This window comes from Variovorax endophyticus, from assembly GCF_025376855.1.
Taxonomy (GTDB): domain Bacteria; phylum Pseudomonadota; class Gammaproteobacteria; order Burkholderiales; family Burkholderiaceae_C; genus Variovorax.
In genome coordinates, this window is the sequence record NZ_JAHUTH010000012.1 from 79,922 (window position 1) to 94,536 (window position 14,615).

12 protein-coding genes are annotated in these 14,615 nt (G+C 69.5%); 1 reads left to right on the forward strand and 11 read right to left on the reverse strand.

Going from position 1 to position 14,615, the window contains the following annotated elements:
• Positions 1 to 5: 5 nt before the first annotated feature.
• From mraY to dksA, 11 genes are all read right to left on the reverse strand, one after another.
• Entirely contained in the window at positions 6 to 1,184 is a 1,179-nt protein-coding gene (gene mraY / locus KV106_RS17415; protein ID WP_057597027.1) for a phospho-N-acetylmuramoyl-pentapeptide-transferase, read from the reverse strand.
• Positions 1,185 to 1,206: 22 nt separating this feature from the next.
• Complete coding sequence (locus tag KV106_RS17420; RefSeq protein ID WP_261211328.1) at positions 1,207 to 2,667, reverse strand: UDP-N-acetylmuramoyl-tripeptide--D-alanyl-D-alanine ligase; 1,461 nt, start codon at positions 2,665 to 2,667, stop codon at positions 1,207 to 1,209.
• Positions 2,664 to 4,220 carry a Mur ligase family protein gene (locus KV106_RS17425; protein ID WP_261211329.1) on the reverse strand — a complete coding sequence of 519 codons (1,557 nt, stop codon included), beginning with the start codon at positions 4,218 to 4,220 and terminating at the stop codon, positions 2,664 to 2,666. The genes KV106_RS17420 and KV106_RS17425 overlap by 4 nt, the downstream gene beginning before the upstream one ends.
• 2 nt (positions 4,221 to 4,222) lie before the next feature.
• On the reverse strand, positions 4,223 to 5,971 hold the full coding sequence (locus KV106_RS17430) for a peptidoglycan D,D-transpeptidase FtsI family protein (protein WP_261211331.1): 1,749 nt from the start codon (positions 5,969 to 5,971) through the stop codon (positions 4,223 to 4,225).
• Positions 5,968 to 6,333: a cell division protein FtsL gene (gene ftsL / locus KV106_RS17435; RefSeq protein ID WP_057597023.1), complete on the reverse strand. Its 366-nt coding sequence runs from the start codon at positions 6,331 to 6,333 to the stop codon at positions 5,968 to 5,970. The genes KV106_RS17430 and ftsL overlap by 4 nt, the downstream gene beginning before the upstream one ends.
• A gap of 108 nt (positions 6,334 to 6,441) precedes the next feature.
• Positions 6,442 to 7,365: a 16S rRNA (cytosine(1402)-N(4))-methyltransferase RsmH gene (rsmH, locus tag KV106_RS17440; protein ID WP_261211332.1), complete on the reverse strand. Its 924-nt coding sequence runs from the start codon at positions 7,363 to 7,365 to the stop codon at positions 6,442 to 6,444.
• Between the two features lie 8 nt (positions 7,366 to 7,373).
• Complete coding sequence (mraZ, locus tag KV106_RS17445; protein ID WP_057597021.1) at positions 7,374 to 7,802, reverse strand: division/cell wall cluster transcriptional repressor MraZ; 429 nt, start codon at positions 7,800 to 7,802, stop codon at positions 7,374 to 7,376.
• A gap of 272 nt (positions 7,803 to 8,074) precedes the next feature.
• The gene (gene hslU / locus KV106_RS17450) at positions 8,075 to 9,397 is read right to left on the reverse strand and encodes an ATP-dependent protease ATPase subunit HslU (RefSeq protein WP_261211335.1); all 1,323 of its coding nucleotides are present in this window, start codon (positions 9,395 to 9,397) and stop codon (positions 8,075 to 8,077) included.
• Positions 9,398 to 9,408: 11 nt separating this feature from the next.
• The gene (hslV, locus tag KV106_RS17455; RefSeq protein ID WP_057597019.1) at positions 9,409 to 9,954 is read right to left on the reverse strand and encodes an ATP-dependent protease subunit HslV; all 546 of its coding nucleotides are present in this window, start codon (positions 9,952 to 9,954) and stop codon (positions 9,409 to 9,411) included.
• 58 nt (positions 9,955 to 10,012) lie between these two features.
• Positions 10,013 to 11,674 carry an STAS domain-containing protein gene (locus KV106_RS17460; RefSeq protein ID WP_261211336.1) on the reverse strand — a complete coding sequence of 554 codons (1,662 nt, stop codon included), beginning with the start codon at positions 11,672 to 11,674 and terminating at the stop codon, positions 10,013 to 10,015.
• Positions 11,675 to 11,720: 46 nt separating this feature from the next.
• The gene (gene dksA / locus KV106_RS17465; protein ID WP_409976534.1) at positions 11,721 to 12,641 is read right to left on the reverse strand and encodes an RNA polymerase-binding protein DksA; all 921 of its coding nucleotides are present in this window, start codon (positions 12,639 to 12,641) and stop codon (positions 11,721 to 11,723) included.
• A 476-nt stretch (positions 12,642 to 13,117) separates the two neighbouring features.
• On the opposite strand from dksA, the gene KV106_RS17470 reads away from it, so the two are divergent.
• Positions 13,118 to 14,566, forward strand: a complete 1,449-nt coding sequence (locus KV106_RS17470) for a YdgA family protein (protein WP_261211338.1) — start codon at positions 13,118 to 13,120, stop codon at positions 14,564 to 14,566.
• Positions 14,567 to 14,615 lie beyond the last annotated feature (49 nt).

Below are 14,615 nucleotides of genomic sequence, written 5' to 3' on the forward strand. Positions count from 1 at the left end.
GTCTCTCAGCGCAGCTTCAGCGTCGACAGGCCCACGAGGCACAGCAGCATCGTGATGATCCAGAAGCGCACCACGACCTGCGTCTCGCGCCAGCCGCTCTTCTCGAAGTGGTGGTGCAGCGGCGCCATCTTGAGCACGCGGCGGCCCTCGCCGAAGCGCTTCTTCGTGTACTTGAAGTAGGTGACCTGGGCCATCACCGAGATCGCCTCGACCACGAAGATGCCGCCCATGATGAAGAACACGATCTCCTGGCGCACGATGACCGCGATGGTGCCCAGCGCGCCGCCGAGCGCGAGCGCGCCCACGTCGCCCATGAACACCTGCGCCGGATGGGTGTTGAACCAGAGGAAGGCCAGGCCCGCGCCGGCCATCGCCGAGCAGAACACCAGCAGCTCGCCCGAACCCGGGATGTTCGGGAACAGCAGGTACTTGGAGTAGACCGCGCTGCCGGTCACGTAGGCGAACACGCCCAGCGCCGAGCCCACCATCACCACCGGCATGATCGCCAGGCCGTCGAGGCCGTCGGTGAGGTTCACCGCGTTGCTCGCGCCCACGATCACCAGGTAGGTCAGGATCACGAAGCCGATGCCGCCCAGCGGATAGCTGACTTCCTTGAAGAAGGGCACCAGCAGGTTGATCTTGGGCGGGAAGTCGAGGTCGAAGCCCGACTGCACCCAGGCGAAGAACAGCTGCAGCACGCGCCAGTTCGAGCTCTCCGAGATGCTGAACAGCAGGTAGAAGGCCGCGAGCAGCCCCACCACCGATTGCCAGAAGTACTTCTCGCGCGAGCGCATGCCCTCGGGGTCCTTGTGCACCACCTTGCGCCAGTCGTCGACCCAGCCGATCGCTCCGAAGCCCAGCGTGACCCACAGCACGATCCAGACGAAGCGGTTCGAGAGGTCGAACCACAGGATGGTGGCGAAGGCGATCGCGAACAGCACCAGCACGCCGCCCATGGTGGGCGTGCCGCTCTTGCTCAGGTGGGTCTCCATCGCGTAGCCGCGCACCGGCTGGCCGATCTTCAGCGCGGTCAGGCGCCGGATCACGTACGGACCGGCCACGAGGCCGACCACGAGCGCGGTCAGCGCCGCCATCAGCGCGCGAAAGGTCAGGTACTGGAACACCCGCAGGAACCCGAGTTCCGGCGAGAGGGTCTGCAGCCATTGGGCCAGGCTCATGAACATGAAATTGCGCACCGCCCCCGCATCAGGGACGGCCTCCTTCTTGTTGTGGTTGTGTCTGCGGGGTCGCACCCTGCGCCGCGATGGCCTGGACCACGCGTTCCATCTTCATGGAGCGCGAGCCCTTGACCAGCACGCTGCCGACCAGCGGCAGCCGCGCGAGCACCGCGGCGTTCAGGGTGTCGATGTCCTCGAAATGGCGTCCGCCGCCCACCGTGGCCGCGTCGCCGCGCTGGAAGGCGGCGATGCTGTGCTCGGAGGCGCTGCCGAGCGTGTAGACGGTCTCGATGCCGCGCTGGCGCGCCCAGTCGCCGACCTCGGCATGGAATTCGTCCGAACGCTCGCCGACCTCGGCCATGTCGCCCAGCACCAGCAGGCGCGGGCCCGGCAGCGCGGCGAGCACGTCGATCGCGGCGCGCACCGAGTCGGGGTTGGCGTTGTAGCTGTCGTCGACCAGCGTGATGGCGCGGCCGCCTGCCAGCGCGAGCGCGCTGGCCTTGGAACGGCCCTTGACCGGCTCGAAGGCATCGAGGCCGGCCGCGATGGTGTCGAGCGACACGCCCGCGGCCAGCGCGCAGGCGGTGGCCGCGAGCGCATTGATCACGTTGTGGCGGCCCGCGATGCGCAGCCGCGTGGCGAAGCCGCCGAGCGGCGTGCGCACGCGCACCTGCCAGGCGCCCTGCGTCCATTCGGCGTGCTCGAGGCCGATGTCGGCATCGTCGTGCTCGCCGAAGGTCAGGCAGCGGCGCGCGGCGCCGTCGCGCGCCATGTCGCTCCACAGCGTGGTGAACTCGTCGCCGTGCGGGAACACGGCCGTGCCGTCGTCGGGCAGCGCCGCGAACACGGCGGCGTTCTCGACCGCCACGGCCTCCACGCTGACCATGAACTCCTGGTGCTCGCGCTGGGCGTTGTTCACCAGCGCGATGGTCGGGCGCGAGATGGCGGCCAGCCGCGCGATCTCGCCTGGATGGTTCATGCCGAGCTCGACCACCGCGCGCTGGTGCTGTGCGCGCAGGCGCAGCAGGGTCAGCGGCACGCCGATCTCGTTGTTGAAGTTGCCGGCGGTCGCGAGCGCGCGCTCGGGCTTCGAGGCCATCAGGATGGCCGCGATCATCTGGGTGACGGTGGTCTTGCCGTTGCTGCCCGTCACCGCGATCAGCGGCAGCGAGAACTGCGCGCGCCAGTGCGCGCCGATGGCGCCGAGCGCCACCAGGGTGTCGGGCACTTCGAGCCCGGCCAGGCCCGCGGCCTCGAGGCCGCCGTGCGCGACCGCGGCCATTGCGCCGCTGGCACGCGCCTGCGGCAGGAAGTCGTTGGCATCGAAGCGCTCGCCCTTGAGGGCGACGAACAGGTCGCCCGCGGCCAGGGTGCGGGTGTCGGTGTGCACGCGCGCGATCACGGTCGCGGGATCGCCGACGAGGCGCGCGCCCGGAATCCACTGCTGCAGTTGCGCCAGCGTCAGCGCGAGGGAGGTGGTGTCGCTCATGCACCCCTCCGCTTCTCGAGCGCGTCGTGCGCATGGCTGCGATCGGAGAAGGGCAGGCGCTGGCCCGCAATCTCCTGCCAGGCCTCGTGGCCCTTGCCGGCGATCAGCACCACGTCCTCGGGCGCGGCCTGCGCGATCGTGTCGGCGATGGCGAGGGCGCGGTCGACCTGCACCTGGGCGGCGTCGGGGCGCGAGAGGCCGCGCAGCACCTGCGCGACGATCGCGTCGGGCTTCTCGCCGCGCGGGTTGTCGCTGGTCACCACGACCTGGTCGGCCTGGCGCTCGGCCACGGCGGCCATCATCGGGCGCTTGATCGGATCGCGGTCGCCGCCGCAGCCGAACACGCACCACAGCTTGCCGCCGCGCTGCTGCGCGAGCGGGCGCAGGCCGGCCAGCGCCTTGTCGATGGCGTCGGGCGTGTGGGCGTAGTCGACCACCGCGAGCGGCACGCCGGCCCCGGTGCCCACGCGCTCCATGCGGCCCGGCACGCTGCTCAGGTTCGCGCACGCCGCCACGGCCTGCGCGAGCGTCAGGCCCAGCGCGCGCAGCGTGCCGAGCACGCCGAGCAGGTTGGCCACGTTGTACTGGCCGATCAGGCCGGTCGCCACGCGCTCGACGGCCGCGGTGCCGTGCTCGGCGACCGAGAACTGCAGGCCCTGGGCGTCGTAGCCGATGTCGCGCGCCATCAGGCGCGCCGGGTTGCCGTCGGCCGACACGGTCCAGACGTCGAGCGCGCCGACGCCGGCATCGATCAGGTTCGCGCACAGGCTGGCGCCATGGGTGTCGTCGATGTTGATCACCGCGGCGCGCAGGCCGGGCCAGCGGAACAGCTCGGCCTTGGCCTGCCAGTAGGCATCCATGCTGCCGTGGTAGTCGAGGTGGTCCTGCGTGAAATTGGTGAACACGGCCACCGCGATCCGGGCACCGTCGAGCCGGCGCTCGGCGATGCCGATCGACGAGGCCTCGATGGCGCAGGCGCCGAAGCCGCGCTCGACCAGCGCGCGCAGCTCGCGCTGCATCATCACGGGATCGGGCGTGGTGAGGCCGGTGTAGGTCAGCTCGGGCGGCACGCCGATGCCCAGCGTGCCCATCACGGCGCACGGCGAGGGCGCATCGCGCTGCACGGTGCCGTCGGGCCGCATCGGGCGCACGCCGCCGGCCGGCCGCAGGGTCGACAGCGATTCGGCCAGCCACCAGGCAGTGGAGGTCTTGCCGTTGGTGCCGGTCACGGCCAGCAGGTCGAGCCGGGCCGAGGGATGGTCGTAGAAGGCCGCGGCGATCGGGCCGGTGGCGGCCTTGAGGCCGGGATAGCTGACGATGCGCTCGTCGCCGTCGAAGCCGAAGGCCTCGACGCCCTCGTGCTCGACCAGGCAGGCCGCCGCGCCCCGCGCCAGCGCCGCCGCCACGTGCTTGCGGCCGTCGGTCGCGGCGCCGGGCCAGGCGACGAACACGTCGCCCGCGCCGACCGAGCGGCTGTCGGCATGCAGCGCGCCCTGCGGCACCCGCTCCTTGAGCCAGGCCGCGGCCAGTGGGGGGGAGGTGAAGGTCAGCATGCTCAGAAGCTCTCGTCCACGCCCTGGGTCATCACCAGGGGCTTGACCGCCAGGTCGGGCGGCACGTTCATCATGCGCAGCGTCTGCTGCACGACCTCGCTGAACACGGGCGCCGCGGCCAGGCCGCCGAAGTACTGGCCGTCGGTCGGCTCGTCGATCATCACCGCGACGATGATGCGCGGCTTCTCGATCGGCGCCATGCCGGTGAACCAGGCGCGGTACTTGTTGCTCGCGTAGCCCTTGCCGACCTGCTTGTGGGCCGTGCCCGACTTGCCGCCGACCGAGTAGCCGACCGTCTGCGCGCGCGTGCCGGTGCCGCCCGGGCCCGCGGCCATCTGCAGCATCTTGCGCACCGCGAGCGCGTTCGACGGCGAGAAGACGCGCACGCCGGCCGGCGGCTCGGTGTTCTTGAGGATCGTCGCCGGAATGATCGCGCCATCGTGCGCGAACGCGGTGTACGAATGTGCCATTTGAAACAGCGAGGCCGACAAGCCGTAGCCATAGGCCATGGTGGCCTGCTCGACCGGCTTCCAGGTCTTCCAGGGCCGCAGCCGGCCGGTGACCGCGCCGGGGAACTGGATCTGCGGCTTCTGGCCGTAGCCGAGCGCGGTGTAGGTGTCCCACATCTCGTGCGGGGTCATCTTCTGCGCGATCTTGAGCGCGCCGACGTTGCTCGACTTCTGGATCACGCCCTCGACCGTCAGCGTGCCGTAGTTGTGGGTGTCGCTGATGGTGAAGCCGCCGAGCTGGTAGCGCCCCGGCGCGGTCTCGATCGGCGTCGTGGGCTTGACCCGGCCGGCCTCCAGCGCCATCGCCACGGTGATCGGCTTCATGGTCGAGCCGGGCTCGAAGGTGTCGGTCATCGCGCGGTTGCGCAGCTGCTCGCCCGTGAGGTTCTGGCGCTTGTCGGGCACGTAGCTCGGGTAGTTGGCCAGCGCCAGCACCTCGCCGGTGACGGCGTCGAGCACCACCACGCTGCCGGCCTTGGCCTTACGCGCGGTCACGGCGTCGCGCAGCTTCTGGTAGGCGAAGAACTGCACCTTGCTGTCGACGCTGAGCTGGATGTCCTTGCCGTCGAGCGGCGGCACCTGCTCGCCCACGCCCTCGACCACGCGGCCCAGGCGGTCCTTGATGACGCGGCGCGAGCCGGCCTTGCCGGCCAGGTCCTTGTCGAACGCGAGCTCGATGCCTTCCTGGCCGCTGTCCTCGACGTTGGTGAAACCCACCACGTGCGCGGCGGCCTCGCCCTCGGGGTATTGGCGCTTGTATTCCTTGCGCTGGTAGATGCCCTTGAGGTTCATCGCGGCGATCTGCTTGGCGATCGGCTCGTCGACCTGGCGCTTGATCCAGACGAAGGTCTTGTCCTCGTCCTCGAGCTTCTTGTCGAAGTCCTTCTGCGGCATCTCGAGCAGCTTGGCCACCTGCTTGAGCTTGGCGCGCACCTCGGGATCGTCGCGCTCCACGTCCTCGGGAATGGCCCAGATGCTGGGCGCCACCACGCTCGACGCGAGGATCAGGCCGTTGCGGTCGAGGATGCGGCCGCGGTTGGCCGGCAGCTCGAGCGTGCGCGCGAAGCGCACCTCGCCCTGGCGCTGGAAGAAGCTGTTGCCGAACACCTGCACGTAGGCCGCGCGGCCCGCGAGCACGACGAAGCCCAGCGCGATGCCGCCGACGATGAACTTGCTGCGCCACACCGGCGTCTTGCTCGCCAGCAGGGGGCTGGTGGTATAGCGCACGCTGCGGCGGCTCATCGCTGCCCCCTTGCGGCTGCGGCGGCGGCCGGCTTGTTGGCGGCCGGCTTGTTGACGGGTGGTGCGGGCGGCGGTGCGACCACGGCCGGGATCACGCTGCCGTCGGGACGCACGTACTGCGTGATGGCCGGCGAGGTGGTGCGCATCTGCAGCTGCTCTTTCGCGAGCTTCTCCACGCGCAGCGGCGTGGCCTGCGCGCGCTTCTCGACCTGCAGCCGGTCGTGGTCGAGCTCGAGCCGGCGCGTCTCCTGCATCGTGCGGTCGAGCTCGGTGTAGAGCTGGCGCGAGAGGTATTGCGTGTGCACGAGGTAGAGCGCCGTGGCGATCACGGACAGCAGCAGCAGCAGGTTCAGGCGTGCCATCTCAGCGGCCTCCCCGTTCGCCGCGCATGGCGGGCGCAGAAGGCACGAAGCCGCCCGGGATGCGGCGGCTGGAAATCGGGCGGCCGAGGCCGTGGACGCGGAGCCGTGTCATGGCGTCTCCGTTCGTTCGGCCACGCGCAGGATCGCGCTGCGCGAGCGCGGATTGCCGTCGACCTCGGCCTCGGAGGGCTTGATGCGCTCGAGCGCGCGCAGCCGCATCGCCTTCGGCGCCGCGAACGGCGCGCGGCGGTCGTAGACCTCCTTCGAGTGCTTCGCGATGAACTGCTTCACGATCCGGTCTTCGAGCGAATGGAAACTGATCACCGCGAGCCGGCCGCCGGGTTGCAGCACCGACAGGCTCGCCTCTAGCGCCTGTTGCAGCTCTTCAAGCTCGGCGTTGATGAAAATCCGAAGAGCCTGAAATGTGCGCGTTGCAGGGTTCTGGCCCGGCTCGCGGGTTTTGACCGTGCCAGCCACGAGCTCGGCCAGTTCGGTGGTGGTTGAAATTGCGCCCCGTTCTTGTCTGCGAGCAACAATCGCCTTTGCAATCTGAACAGCAAACCGTTCTTCGCCATAGTCACGGATCACCTCTGCAATTTGTTGGAGTTCTGCCGTTGCCAGCCACTCGGCCACGCTCTCGCCGCGCGTGGTGTCCATGCGCATGTCGAGCGGGCCGTCGAAACGAAAACTGAAACCGCGCGCCGGGTTGTCGATCTGCGGCGAGCTCACGCCCAGGTCCAGCAGCACACCCGCCACGCTCGCGCCGGGCAGCTCGCCCAGCGAACGGAATCCCTGGTGCCGGATGGAAAAACGCGCATCCGAGATGCGCGCTGCTTCGGTCACCGCTTCCGCATCCTTGTCGAAGGCAATCAACCTGCCTTCCGGCGCCAGCCGCGCGAGGATCGCGCGCGAATGCCCGCCCCGGCCGAAGGTCGCGTCCACGAAGGTGCCGGGCGCGGCCGTCTGGCCTGCGAGAAGGGCTTCGACCGCTTCGTCCAGAAGAACGGTCGTGTGGGTCCATGCGGTATTCACGATGCCCCTCAGAACGCGAAGTCCTGAAACACATCCGGCATTTCGCCCTGGGTGGCCTCGGCCTCCTTGGCCTCGTAGGTGGCCTTGTCCCAGAGTTCGAAATGGTTGCCCATGCCCAGCAGCAGGGTGTCGCGCGTGATGCCCGTGGCCGCACGCAGTTCGGGCGACACGAGGATGCGGCCGGTGCCGTCCATCTCGACGTCCATCGCGTTGCCGAGGAACACCCGCTTCCACCACTGCGCCGACATCGGCAGCGCGGCGATCCGCTCGCGGAACTTCTCCCATTCCGGGCGCGGGAACACCATCAGGCAGCCATGGGGGTGCTTGGTGATCGTGAGCTGGCCGCCCGCCGTGGCGCTCAGGACGTCGCGATGCCGGGTCGGCACCGAAAGCCGCCCCTTGGCATCCAGACTGAGCGATGACGCGCCTTGAAACACGACCGAGAAACCCCTGTGGTGGGAAGGCCGCAGCGCCCGAAGGGCACACTACTCGCACTTTTTCCCACTTAACTGCACTTTTTTGCACTGTAGCAGGAAACACTTCCGGCGCAACCAGGCGTGCGGGGTATTTTTTGTAATGGAATCAACGACTTAGCGCCGATTCCAAGATTCTGGAATCGGCGAATTTCGTTGAGGAAGAAGGACTTAGCTCACGCAGTGAATGTGATGCGTGAAGCATTGCCCCTGTAACAGGGGCAAGGGCGGCGACTTCAGAGGATGAAGCGCGACAGGTCTTCGTCGTGACTTAGTGCCGCCAGGCGCTGGTCCACGTAGGCGGCATCGATGCGGATCGTCTGGCCCTCGAGACGGGCCGCGTCGAAGCTTACTTCATCGAGAAGACGCTCCATCACCGTCGACAGGCGGCGCGCGCCGATGTTCTCGGTGCGCTCGTTGACCTCGAAGGCGATGCTCGCGAGACGGGTCACGCCCTCGGGCGTGAAGTCGAGCGTGACGCCCTCGGTGGCCAGCAGCGCCTGGTACTGCTTCACGAGCGAGGCGCGGGTCTGCGTGAGGATGCTCTCGAAGTCCGCCACCGACAGCGACTGCAGCTCGACGCGGATCGGGAAGCGCCCCTGCAGCTCGGGGATCAGATCGCTGGGCTTGCTCAGGTGGAAGGCGCCGCTCGCGATGAACAGCATGTGGTCGGTGCGCACCACGCCGTACTTGGTGCTCACGGCCGTGCCCTCGACCAGCGGCAACAGGTCGCGCTGCACGCCCTGGCGCGAGACGTCGGTGCCCTGCGCCTCGCTGCGCGTGGCGACCTTGTCGATCTCGTCGATGAACACGATGCCGTTCTGCTCGGCGTTGGCGATCGCCTGGGTGCGGATCTCGTCCTCGTTCACCAGCTTGGCCGCCTCCTCGTCGATCAGGAAGCGCATCGCCTCGGCGATCTTGAGCTTGCGCGTCTTGCGCTTGCCCTGGCCCATCTGGCCGAACATGCCCTTGAGCTGCTCGGCCATCTCCTCCATGCCGGCGGGGCCCATGATCTCGAGCGGCGCGCGCGTCTCGACCAGGTCGATCTCGATCTCCTTGTCGTCGAGCTGGTGCTCGCGCAGCTTCTTGCGGAAGGCCTGGCGCGTGGCGTTGCCGCTGTCGGGCGCGGCGCCGTCGGCCAGCCGCGCGGGCGGCAGCAGCACGTCGAGGATGCGCTCCTCGGCCGCGTCCTCGGCGCGCGCGCGCACCTTGGCGCTCTCGGCCTCGCGGGTCTGCTTGACGGCGATCTCGGCCAGGTCGCGGATGATCGAGTCGACGTCCTTGCCGACGTAGCCCACCTCGGTGAACTTGGTGGCCTCGACCTTGATGAAGGGCGCATCGGCCAGCCGCGCGAGGCGGCGCGCGATCTCGGTCTTGCCCACGCCCGTGGGGCCGATCATGAGGATGTTCTTGGGCGTGATCTCGGCGCGCAGCTTGTCGTCGACCTGCTGGCGGCGCCAGCGATTGCGCAGGGCGATGGCCACGGCGCGCTTGGCCTGCGGCTGGCCGACGATGTGGTTGTCGAGCTCGGAGACGATTTCCTGGGGGGTCATGGACATGGTGGCGGGCCTCAGAGCGTCTCGACGGTGTGGTTCATGTTCGTGTAAATGCAGAGTTCGCCCGCTATCTCCAGCGATTTCTTCACGATCTGCTCGGCCGTGAGCTCGGTGTTGTCGAGCAGCGCCTTGGCCGCCGACTGCGCGTAGGCACCGCCCGAACCGATGGCGATGACGCCGTTCTCGGGCTCCAGCACGTCGCCGTTGCCGGTGATGATCAGCGAGGTGGTGGCATCGGCCACCGCCAGCATGGCCTCGAGGCGGCGCAGCACGCGGTCGGTGCGCCAGTCCTTGGTCAGTTCGACCGCGGCACGCGACAGGTGGCCCTGGTGCTTCTCGAGCTTGGCCTCGAAGCGCTCGAACAGGGTGAAGGCGTCGGCCGTGGCGCCGGCGAAGCCGGCCAGCACCTTGCCGTGATAGAGCCGCCGCACCTTGCGCGCCGTGCCCTTGATGACGATGTTTCCGAGTGTGACCTGCCCGTCCCCGCCGATGGCGACCTGGTCGCCCTGGGGGGTCTTGCGGCGCACGCTCACGATGGTGGTGCCGTGAAATTGTTCCATCGCAGCCATCTGGGGCCTGGACGGGGCAATGCAAGTCCGCGCAGGACGGCTTGGAAGCCTAGTTCTTGCGCACCGCGACCGTCGCGTGGTCGGCGATGCCCACCAGGCCGAACAGGGTCGCGATCAGCCGGTGCGCGTCGACGAACTGCACCCGCTCGCCCTTGGCGTCGCGCTCGCGCACCCAGCCCAGCAGCGCGCCGGCCGCGGCCAGGTCCATGCGCAGCAGCGCGGCGCAGGAGATCACCGGCGCGGTGCCCCCGCGCAGGTCGGCGTCGAGCCGCTGCAGGTTCGAGGGCGCCTCGCCGCGCAGGTCGCCCGCGAGCGCGGCGAAGCCGCTGCCGGCCGAGGGGAAGCTCTCGGACTCGCCGCCCACCGACAGCAGCGACCAGACCGAGCCCATGCGCGACGGCGTGGACACCGGCGCGGCCACGGCGCTGTATTCGCCGCGCGGGTCCTGCCAGGACGGCGGCGACACCTCGTAGGTGATGCAGTAGTTGAGCGCCACCAGCTCGAAGTCGTCGGGCAGGTGCATCAGGCGCAGCGCGGCCATGTGCAGCTGCCACCAGACGTCGTCGATGCCGCGCTCGTTGTTGGGCGCGGACTCGGCCAGCACCGCCAGCAACTGCGCCGCGCCGATGAAGCGCAGCTTGACCGGCGAATCGGCCCAGTGCGCGAACAGCACGCGCAGCGGCGCCGCGGCATCGGAGCCGATCGCGCCCAGCGCGCGCCAGTCGAGCGTCCAGACCGAGCCGGCCTGCGACAGCGCCCGGGTGAGCGCCACCAGGCCATCGCGCCCCAGCTTCGCCGGCGCGGCCCAGTCGGCGGCGCCTTCGGCGGGGGCGCTGTCGCCCTCCTCGCTGGCCGCCACTGCCTTCACGCTGCGCGCCAGTTCGTCGAGCGCCACCCAGTCGGGCCCCATGCGCCGCATGCGCTGGGCATAGCGCATGCGCGCGGCCGCGAACTTGGCGGCGTCGCCGGTGGCGCGGTAGAGGTCGAACAGCGCGCGCCAGCGGGCGTCGTCGCGCTCGACCGTCGCGGCATGGGTCTCGTCGGTGCCGCTCGCGCCCTCGGAGGCCAGCGCCTGCAGCAGGATCGCTTCGGCACCGACGTCATCGCCGTGCGCGAAGCGGATCACCGCCTCCTCGAGCGCGCCGTCCTGCGCGAGCCGGCTCGCCATGTGGCTGCCGCTCGGCGAGGCCGTGGCCACGGCCGCGGGCGCCACCGGCGCGGGCACCGGCCGGGAGGGCGGCTCGAGCAGCGCGTCGGTGTCGGCCGGCGCCAGCGTCTCGGCGCCCGCGTCGGGCGGCGACTTGACCAGCGTCTCGCCGTTCGGCCCGCGCCCCTTCCACCACTGCTGCGACATCTGCTCCTCGATCTCGTCGATCTTCTTGAGCGTGAGCGCGCGGCCCTCGGATTTCTCCGAGGTGCTGTTGATGTTGAACGACGACGGCGTGACCGTCGCATCGAAGGCGTGGGCGGCGGCCTCGCGCTGGCGCAGCTTGCGCAGCATGTCGAACTCGCGCCGGCGCACGAAATCGTTGCGCTGGCGCCGCTCGATCATCTCCTTGAGCATTTCCCGGCTGTAGGCCGGGTCGGGCAGCGAGGAGTCGGAGGCGTTCGAATTCGAGGGGGGGTTGTCCAGCTCCGACCAATCCTTGAGCGGATTGCGGACGAACTTCGCCACCTTGGAGAGCAGGCGGCCCGTTTCTTCCTTTGGCATTCGCGGGCGATGGACGACGGTCGGGGCCGGGCCGGAGAACCGGCGCTCAGTCCCCGAACATCTTCTGCTTGAGCTCGCGGCGCTGCTGCGCTTCGAGCGACAGCGTGGCGGTCGGGCGGGCCAGCAGGCGGCCGACGCCGATCGGCTCGCCGGTTTCGTCGCAGTAGCCGTAGTCGCCGGCGTCGATGCGCTGGATCGACTGCTCGATCTTCTTCAGCAGCTTGCGTTCGCGGTCGCGGGTGCGCAGCTCGAGGGCATGCTCTTCCTCGATGGTGGCGCGGTCGGCCGGATCGGGCACGACCACCGTGTCTTCACGCAGGTGCTCGGTGGTTTCGCCGGCATTCTCGAGAATGCCGCGCTTGAGTTCGACGAGCTTCAGGCGGAAGAACGCCATCTGCTTTTCGTTCATGTACTCGGAATCGGGCATCGCGATGACTTCGGCATCGCTGAGTTCTTCGACGGACTTGGTCTTCCAGTTGTTGGCCAACTTCGGATCTTTCTTCACATTCACGGGGGGAGGCGGCACCAGCGCCTGCGAGGCGGTCTGGATAAAGCTGGACTTGGCGGCGGTCGATGCCACCGATTGCGGCATCGAGGGCACCGTCAGTTGCGACAGGCGGGACACCCGGCCGCCGCGGGCGGGAGCGGGCGCGGCCGTTGCCGTGGCGACTTCGGGCTCGGGGGTCGAAGGTGTCGCCGGGGCGGGGGAAGAGGCGGCAGCCGTTTTTTTCATGGGGATCGAGGGAACAGGTGAAACGGCACGCGGGCCGACGGGTTTGGTGGACGATGGACCCGCTTTGGCTGTCTTGCTCGCGCTCTTGGCCGGGACGCTTGCCGCCGGCTCGCTGGCAGGCTTGGTGGCGGGATGAACTGCTTTCTTCGCCGTTGCGCTCGCGGCCTTGGCCGTGGGCGTTGCGGTCTTCTCTGTCTTGACGCTCTTCGCTGCGGCGCCTTCCTTCTTCGCCACGGTCGCCGTCGCGGAAGATGCTTTCTTGGCCGCCGGTACAGCCGGCTTCGCGGCCGTCGCCTTGGTGGCGTCGGTCCTGGATGCTGGCGTGGCCTTGGCGGCGGGCTTCTTCACGGTGACTGGCTCCTTGGACGAACTGGAACGCGCTTTCACTGGTGTCTCCTCCCATGGGAGCCACTGCGGACCTGGTCGGCCGCGCGGGCTCCACGTTGTCGAGGGCATCCGCCGGTCGGCGAACCCCGGGGTTATACCCCCGAAAGCCCGCCGCAAACATGCGGCGCCCTCCTGTCGTCGACCCCTGCCGCCCCCTTGCGGGGGGACCTGGCGTTTTCAACAGGCGCGCGATTGTATAGAGAACTCGAATGCGCGGGCGATGCGTTTGACCCCCACGGCGCTCCGGTAGCATCGCGCCGCGCCGGCGGAGGGCCGGCGCCAGGGGCCTCATGGCCCCGGATACCCCTACAAGAAAGCCGAACTTGAGCAAGAAGACCGTCCTGGGAGTCCTGGCCGCCGCGATCGCGCTGGCCTATGCCGGCAGCACCTGGTGGGCCGGCAACAAGGTGAAATCCGTCTATGACAACGCCTTCGCGGAGCTGCCGGAGCAGACCGCGCTGGTGCGCGTGGTCGAGCGCGGCTACGAGCGCGGTTTCCTCGGCGCGGTCAGCACCGTGACGCTGGAACTGGGCTGCCCGGCCGATGCCGCGCGGCCCGAAGCCTCGGAAGACGACGACGGCGAGGACGCCGCGCCAGCCCCGGCCAAGCCGCTGCGCCTGAGCTTTCGCGACACCATCCGCCACGGCCCGCTGGCCGGCGGCAGCCTGGCCGCGGCCACCATCGAGAGCGAACTGCGGCTCGACATCAAGGGCCAGGCCGAGGCCAGGAAGGTGTTCGGCGACGCCCGGCCGTTCAGCGCCCGTACCCGGGTCGGCTTCGACGGCGGCTACGCCAGCGAGATCGCGCTCGCGCCCGGCCAGTTCGTCGACGAGGACAGGACCCGCGTCTCCTGGCAGGGCGCGCAGTTGCGCGTACGGGTCGACGGCGCGCGCACCGAGGCGCACTACGAACTCGCCCTGCCCGGCTTCGAGGCCGCGGACCTGCGCAACGGCGTCAACCTCAAGATGGGCAAGCTCGGCGCCCGGGCCGACCTCGACATCCGCCACGGCTGGATGCTGGCCACCGGCAAGAGCACGGGCCGGCTCGAGGCGCTGGAATTCACGGCGACCGGCAGGAAGGCCGATCCCGACGCCGCCCCCGCCAGGCCCTTCCCCGCCATCGTGCTGCAGGGCCTCGACGCCACCAGCGACGCCACCATCGAGAACGGCCTCTACGCCGGCACCGCCACCTTCAAGGGCACGGGCTCGGTCGGCGCGACGCGCATCGACGACTTCGAGATGGCCAGCAGCATGCGCCGCATCGACGTCGGCGCCTACCGCAAGCTGGCCGAGATCTGGACCCGCTCGGCCGCCGCCAACGGCTGCATCCGCGGCGGCAAGGCCTCGCAGGCCGCGCTGCGTGCGCTGCTCGACCGGGTCGCGCCCGACCTCAAGACCATGGCCAGCCACGGCCCCGAGATCGGCCTCGACCGGCTGCGGCTCGAGATCGATGGCCAGCGCGCCGAGTTCAGCTATTCGGCCGCCATGGCCGGCGTGACCGAGGAGGACCTGCAGCTGCCCGGTAGCGCGCTGATGCTCAAGCGCGGCGTGCTCAAGGCCGACGCGAGACTGCCGGTGAAATGGATCGAGAAGATCGCCGGGACCGCGAGCGGCGACCAGGCCGCGTCCCCCGAAATGGCCGCGCTGATGATCGAACAGTTCGAGCAACAGGGCTACCTCAAGCGCACGGGCGACGACGTGACCAGCCAGGTCGAATTCAGCGGCGGCCAGCTCAAGCTGATCGGCAAGCCCGTCGAGCTGCCCGCCAAGTAAAAAAGGCGCCGGGCCTCGCGGCCGGCGCCTTTTCTTCATTCGGAAAACT

Excerpts from the sequence above, each read along its gene's own strand:
- KV106_RS17430 (WP_261211331.1), bottom strand. The coding sequence starts at position 5,971 with ATGAGCCGCCGCAGCGTGCGCTATACCACCAGCCCCCTGCTGGCGAGC.
- hslU (WP_261211335.1), bottom strand. The coding sequence starts at position 9,397 with ATGTCCATGACCCCCCAGGAAATCGTCTCCGAGCTCGACAACCACATC.
- KV106_RS17460 (WP_261211336.1), bottom strand. The coding sequence starts at position 11,674 with ATGCCAAAGGAAGAAACGGGCCGCCTGCTCTCCAAGGTGGCGAAGTTC.
- mraY (WP_057597027.1), bottom strand. The coding sequence starts at position 1,184 with ATGTTCATGAGCCTGGCCCAATGGCTGCAGACCCTCTCGCCGGAACTC.
- KV106_RS17425 (WP_261211329.1), bottom strand. The coding sequence starts at position 4,220 with ATGCTGACCTTCACCTCCCCCCCACTGGCCGCGGCCTGGCTCAAGGAG.
- KV106_RS17420 (WP_261211328.1), bottom strand. The coding sequence starts at position 2,667 with ATGAGCGACACCACCTCCCTCGCGCTGACGCTGGCGCAACTGCAGCAG.
- ftsL (WP_057597023.1), bottom strand. The coding sequence starts at position 6,333 with ATGGCACGCCTGAACCTGCTGCTGCTGCTGTCCGTGATCGCCACGGCG.
- hslV (WP_057597019.1), bottom strand. The coding sequence starts at position 9,954 with ATGGAACAATTTCACGGCACCACCATCGTGAGCGTGCGCCGCAAGACC.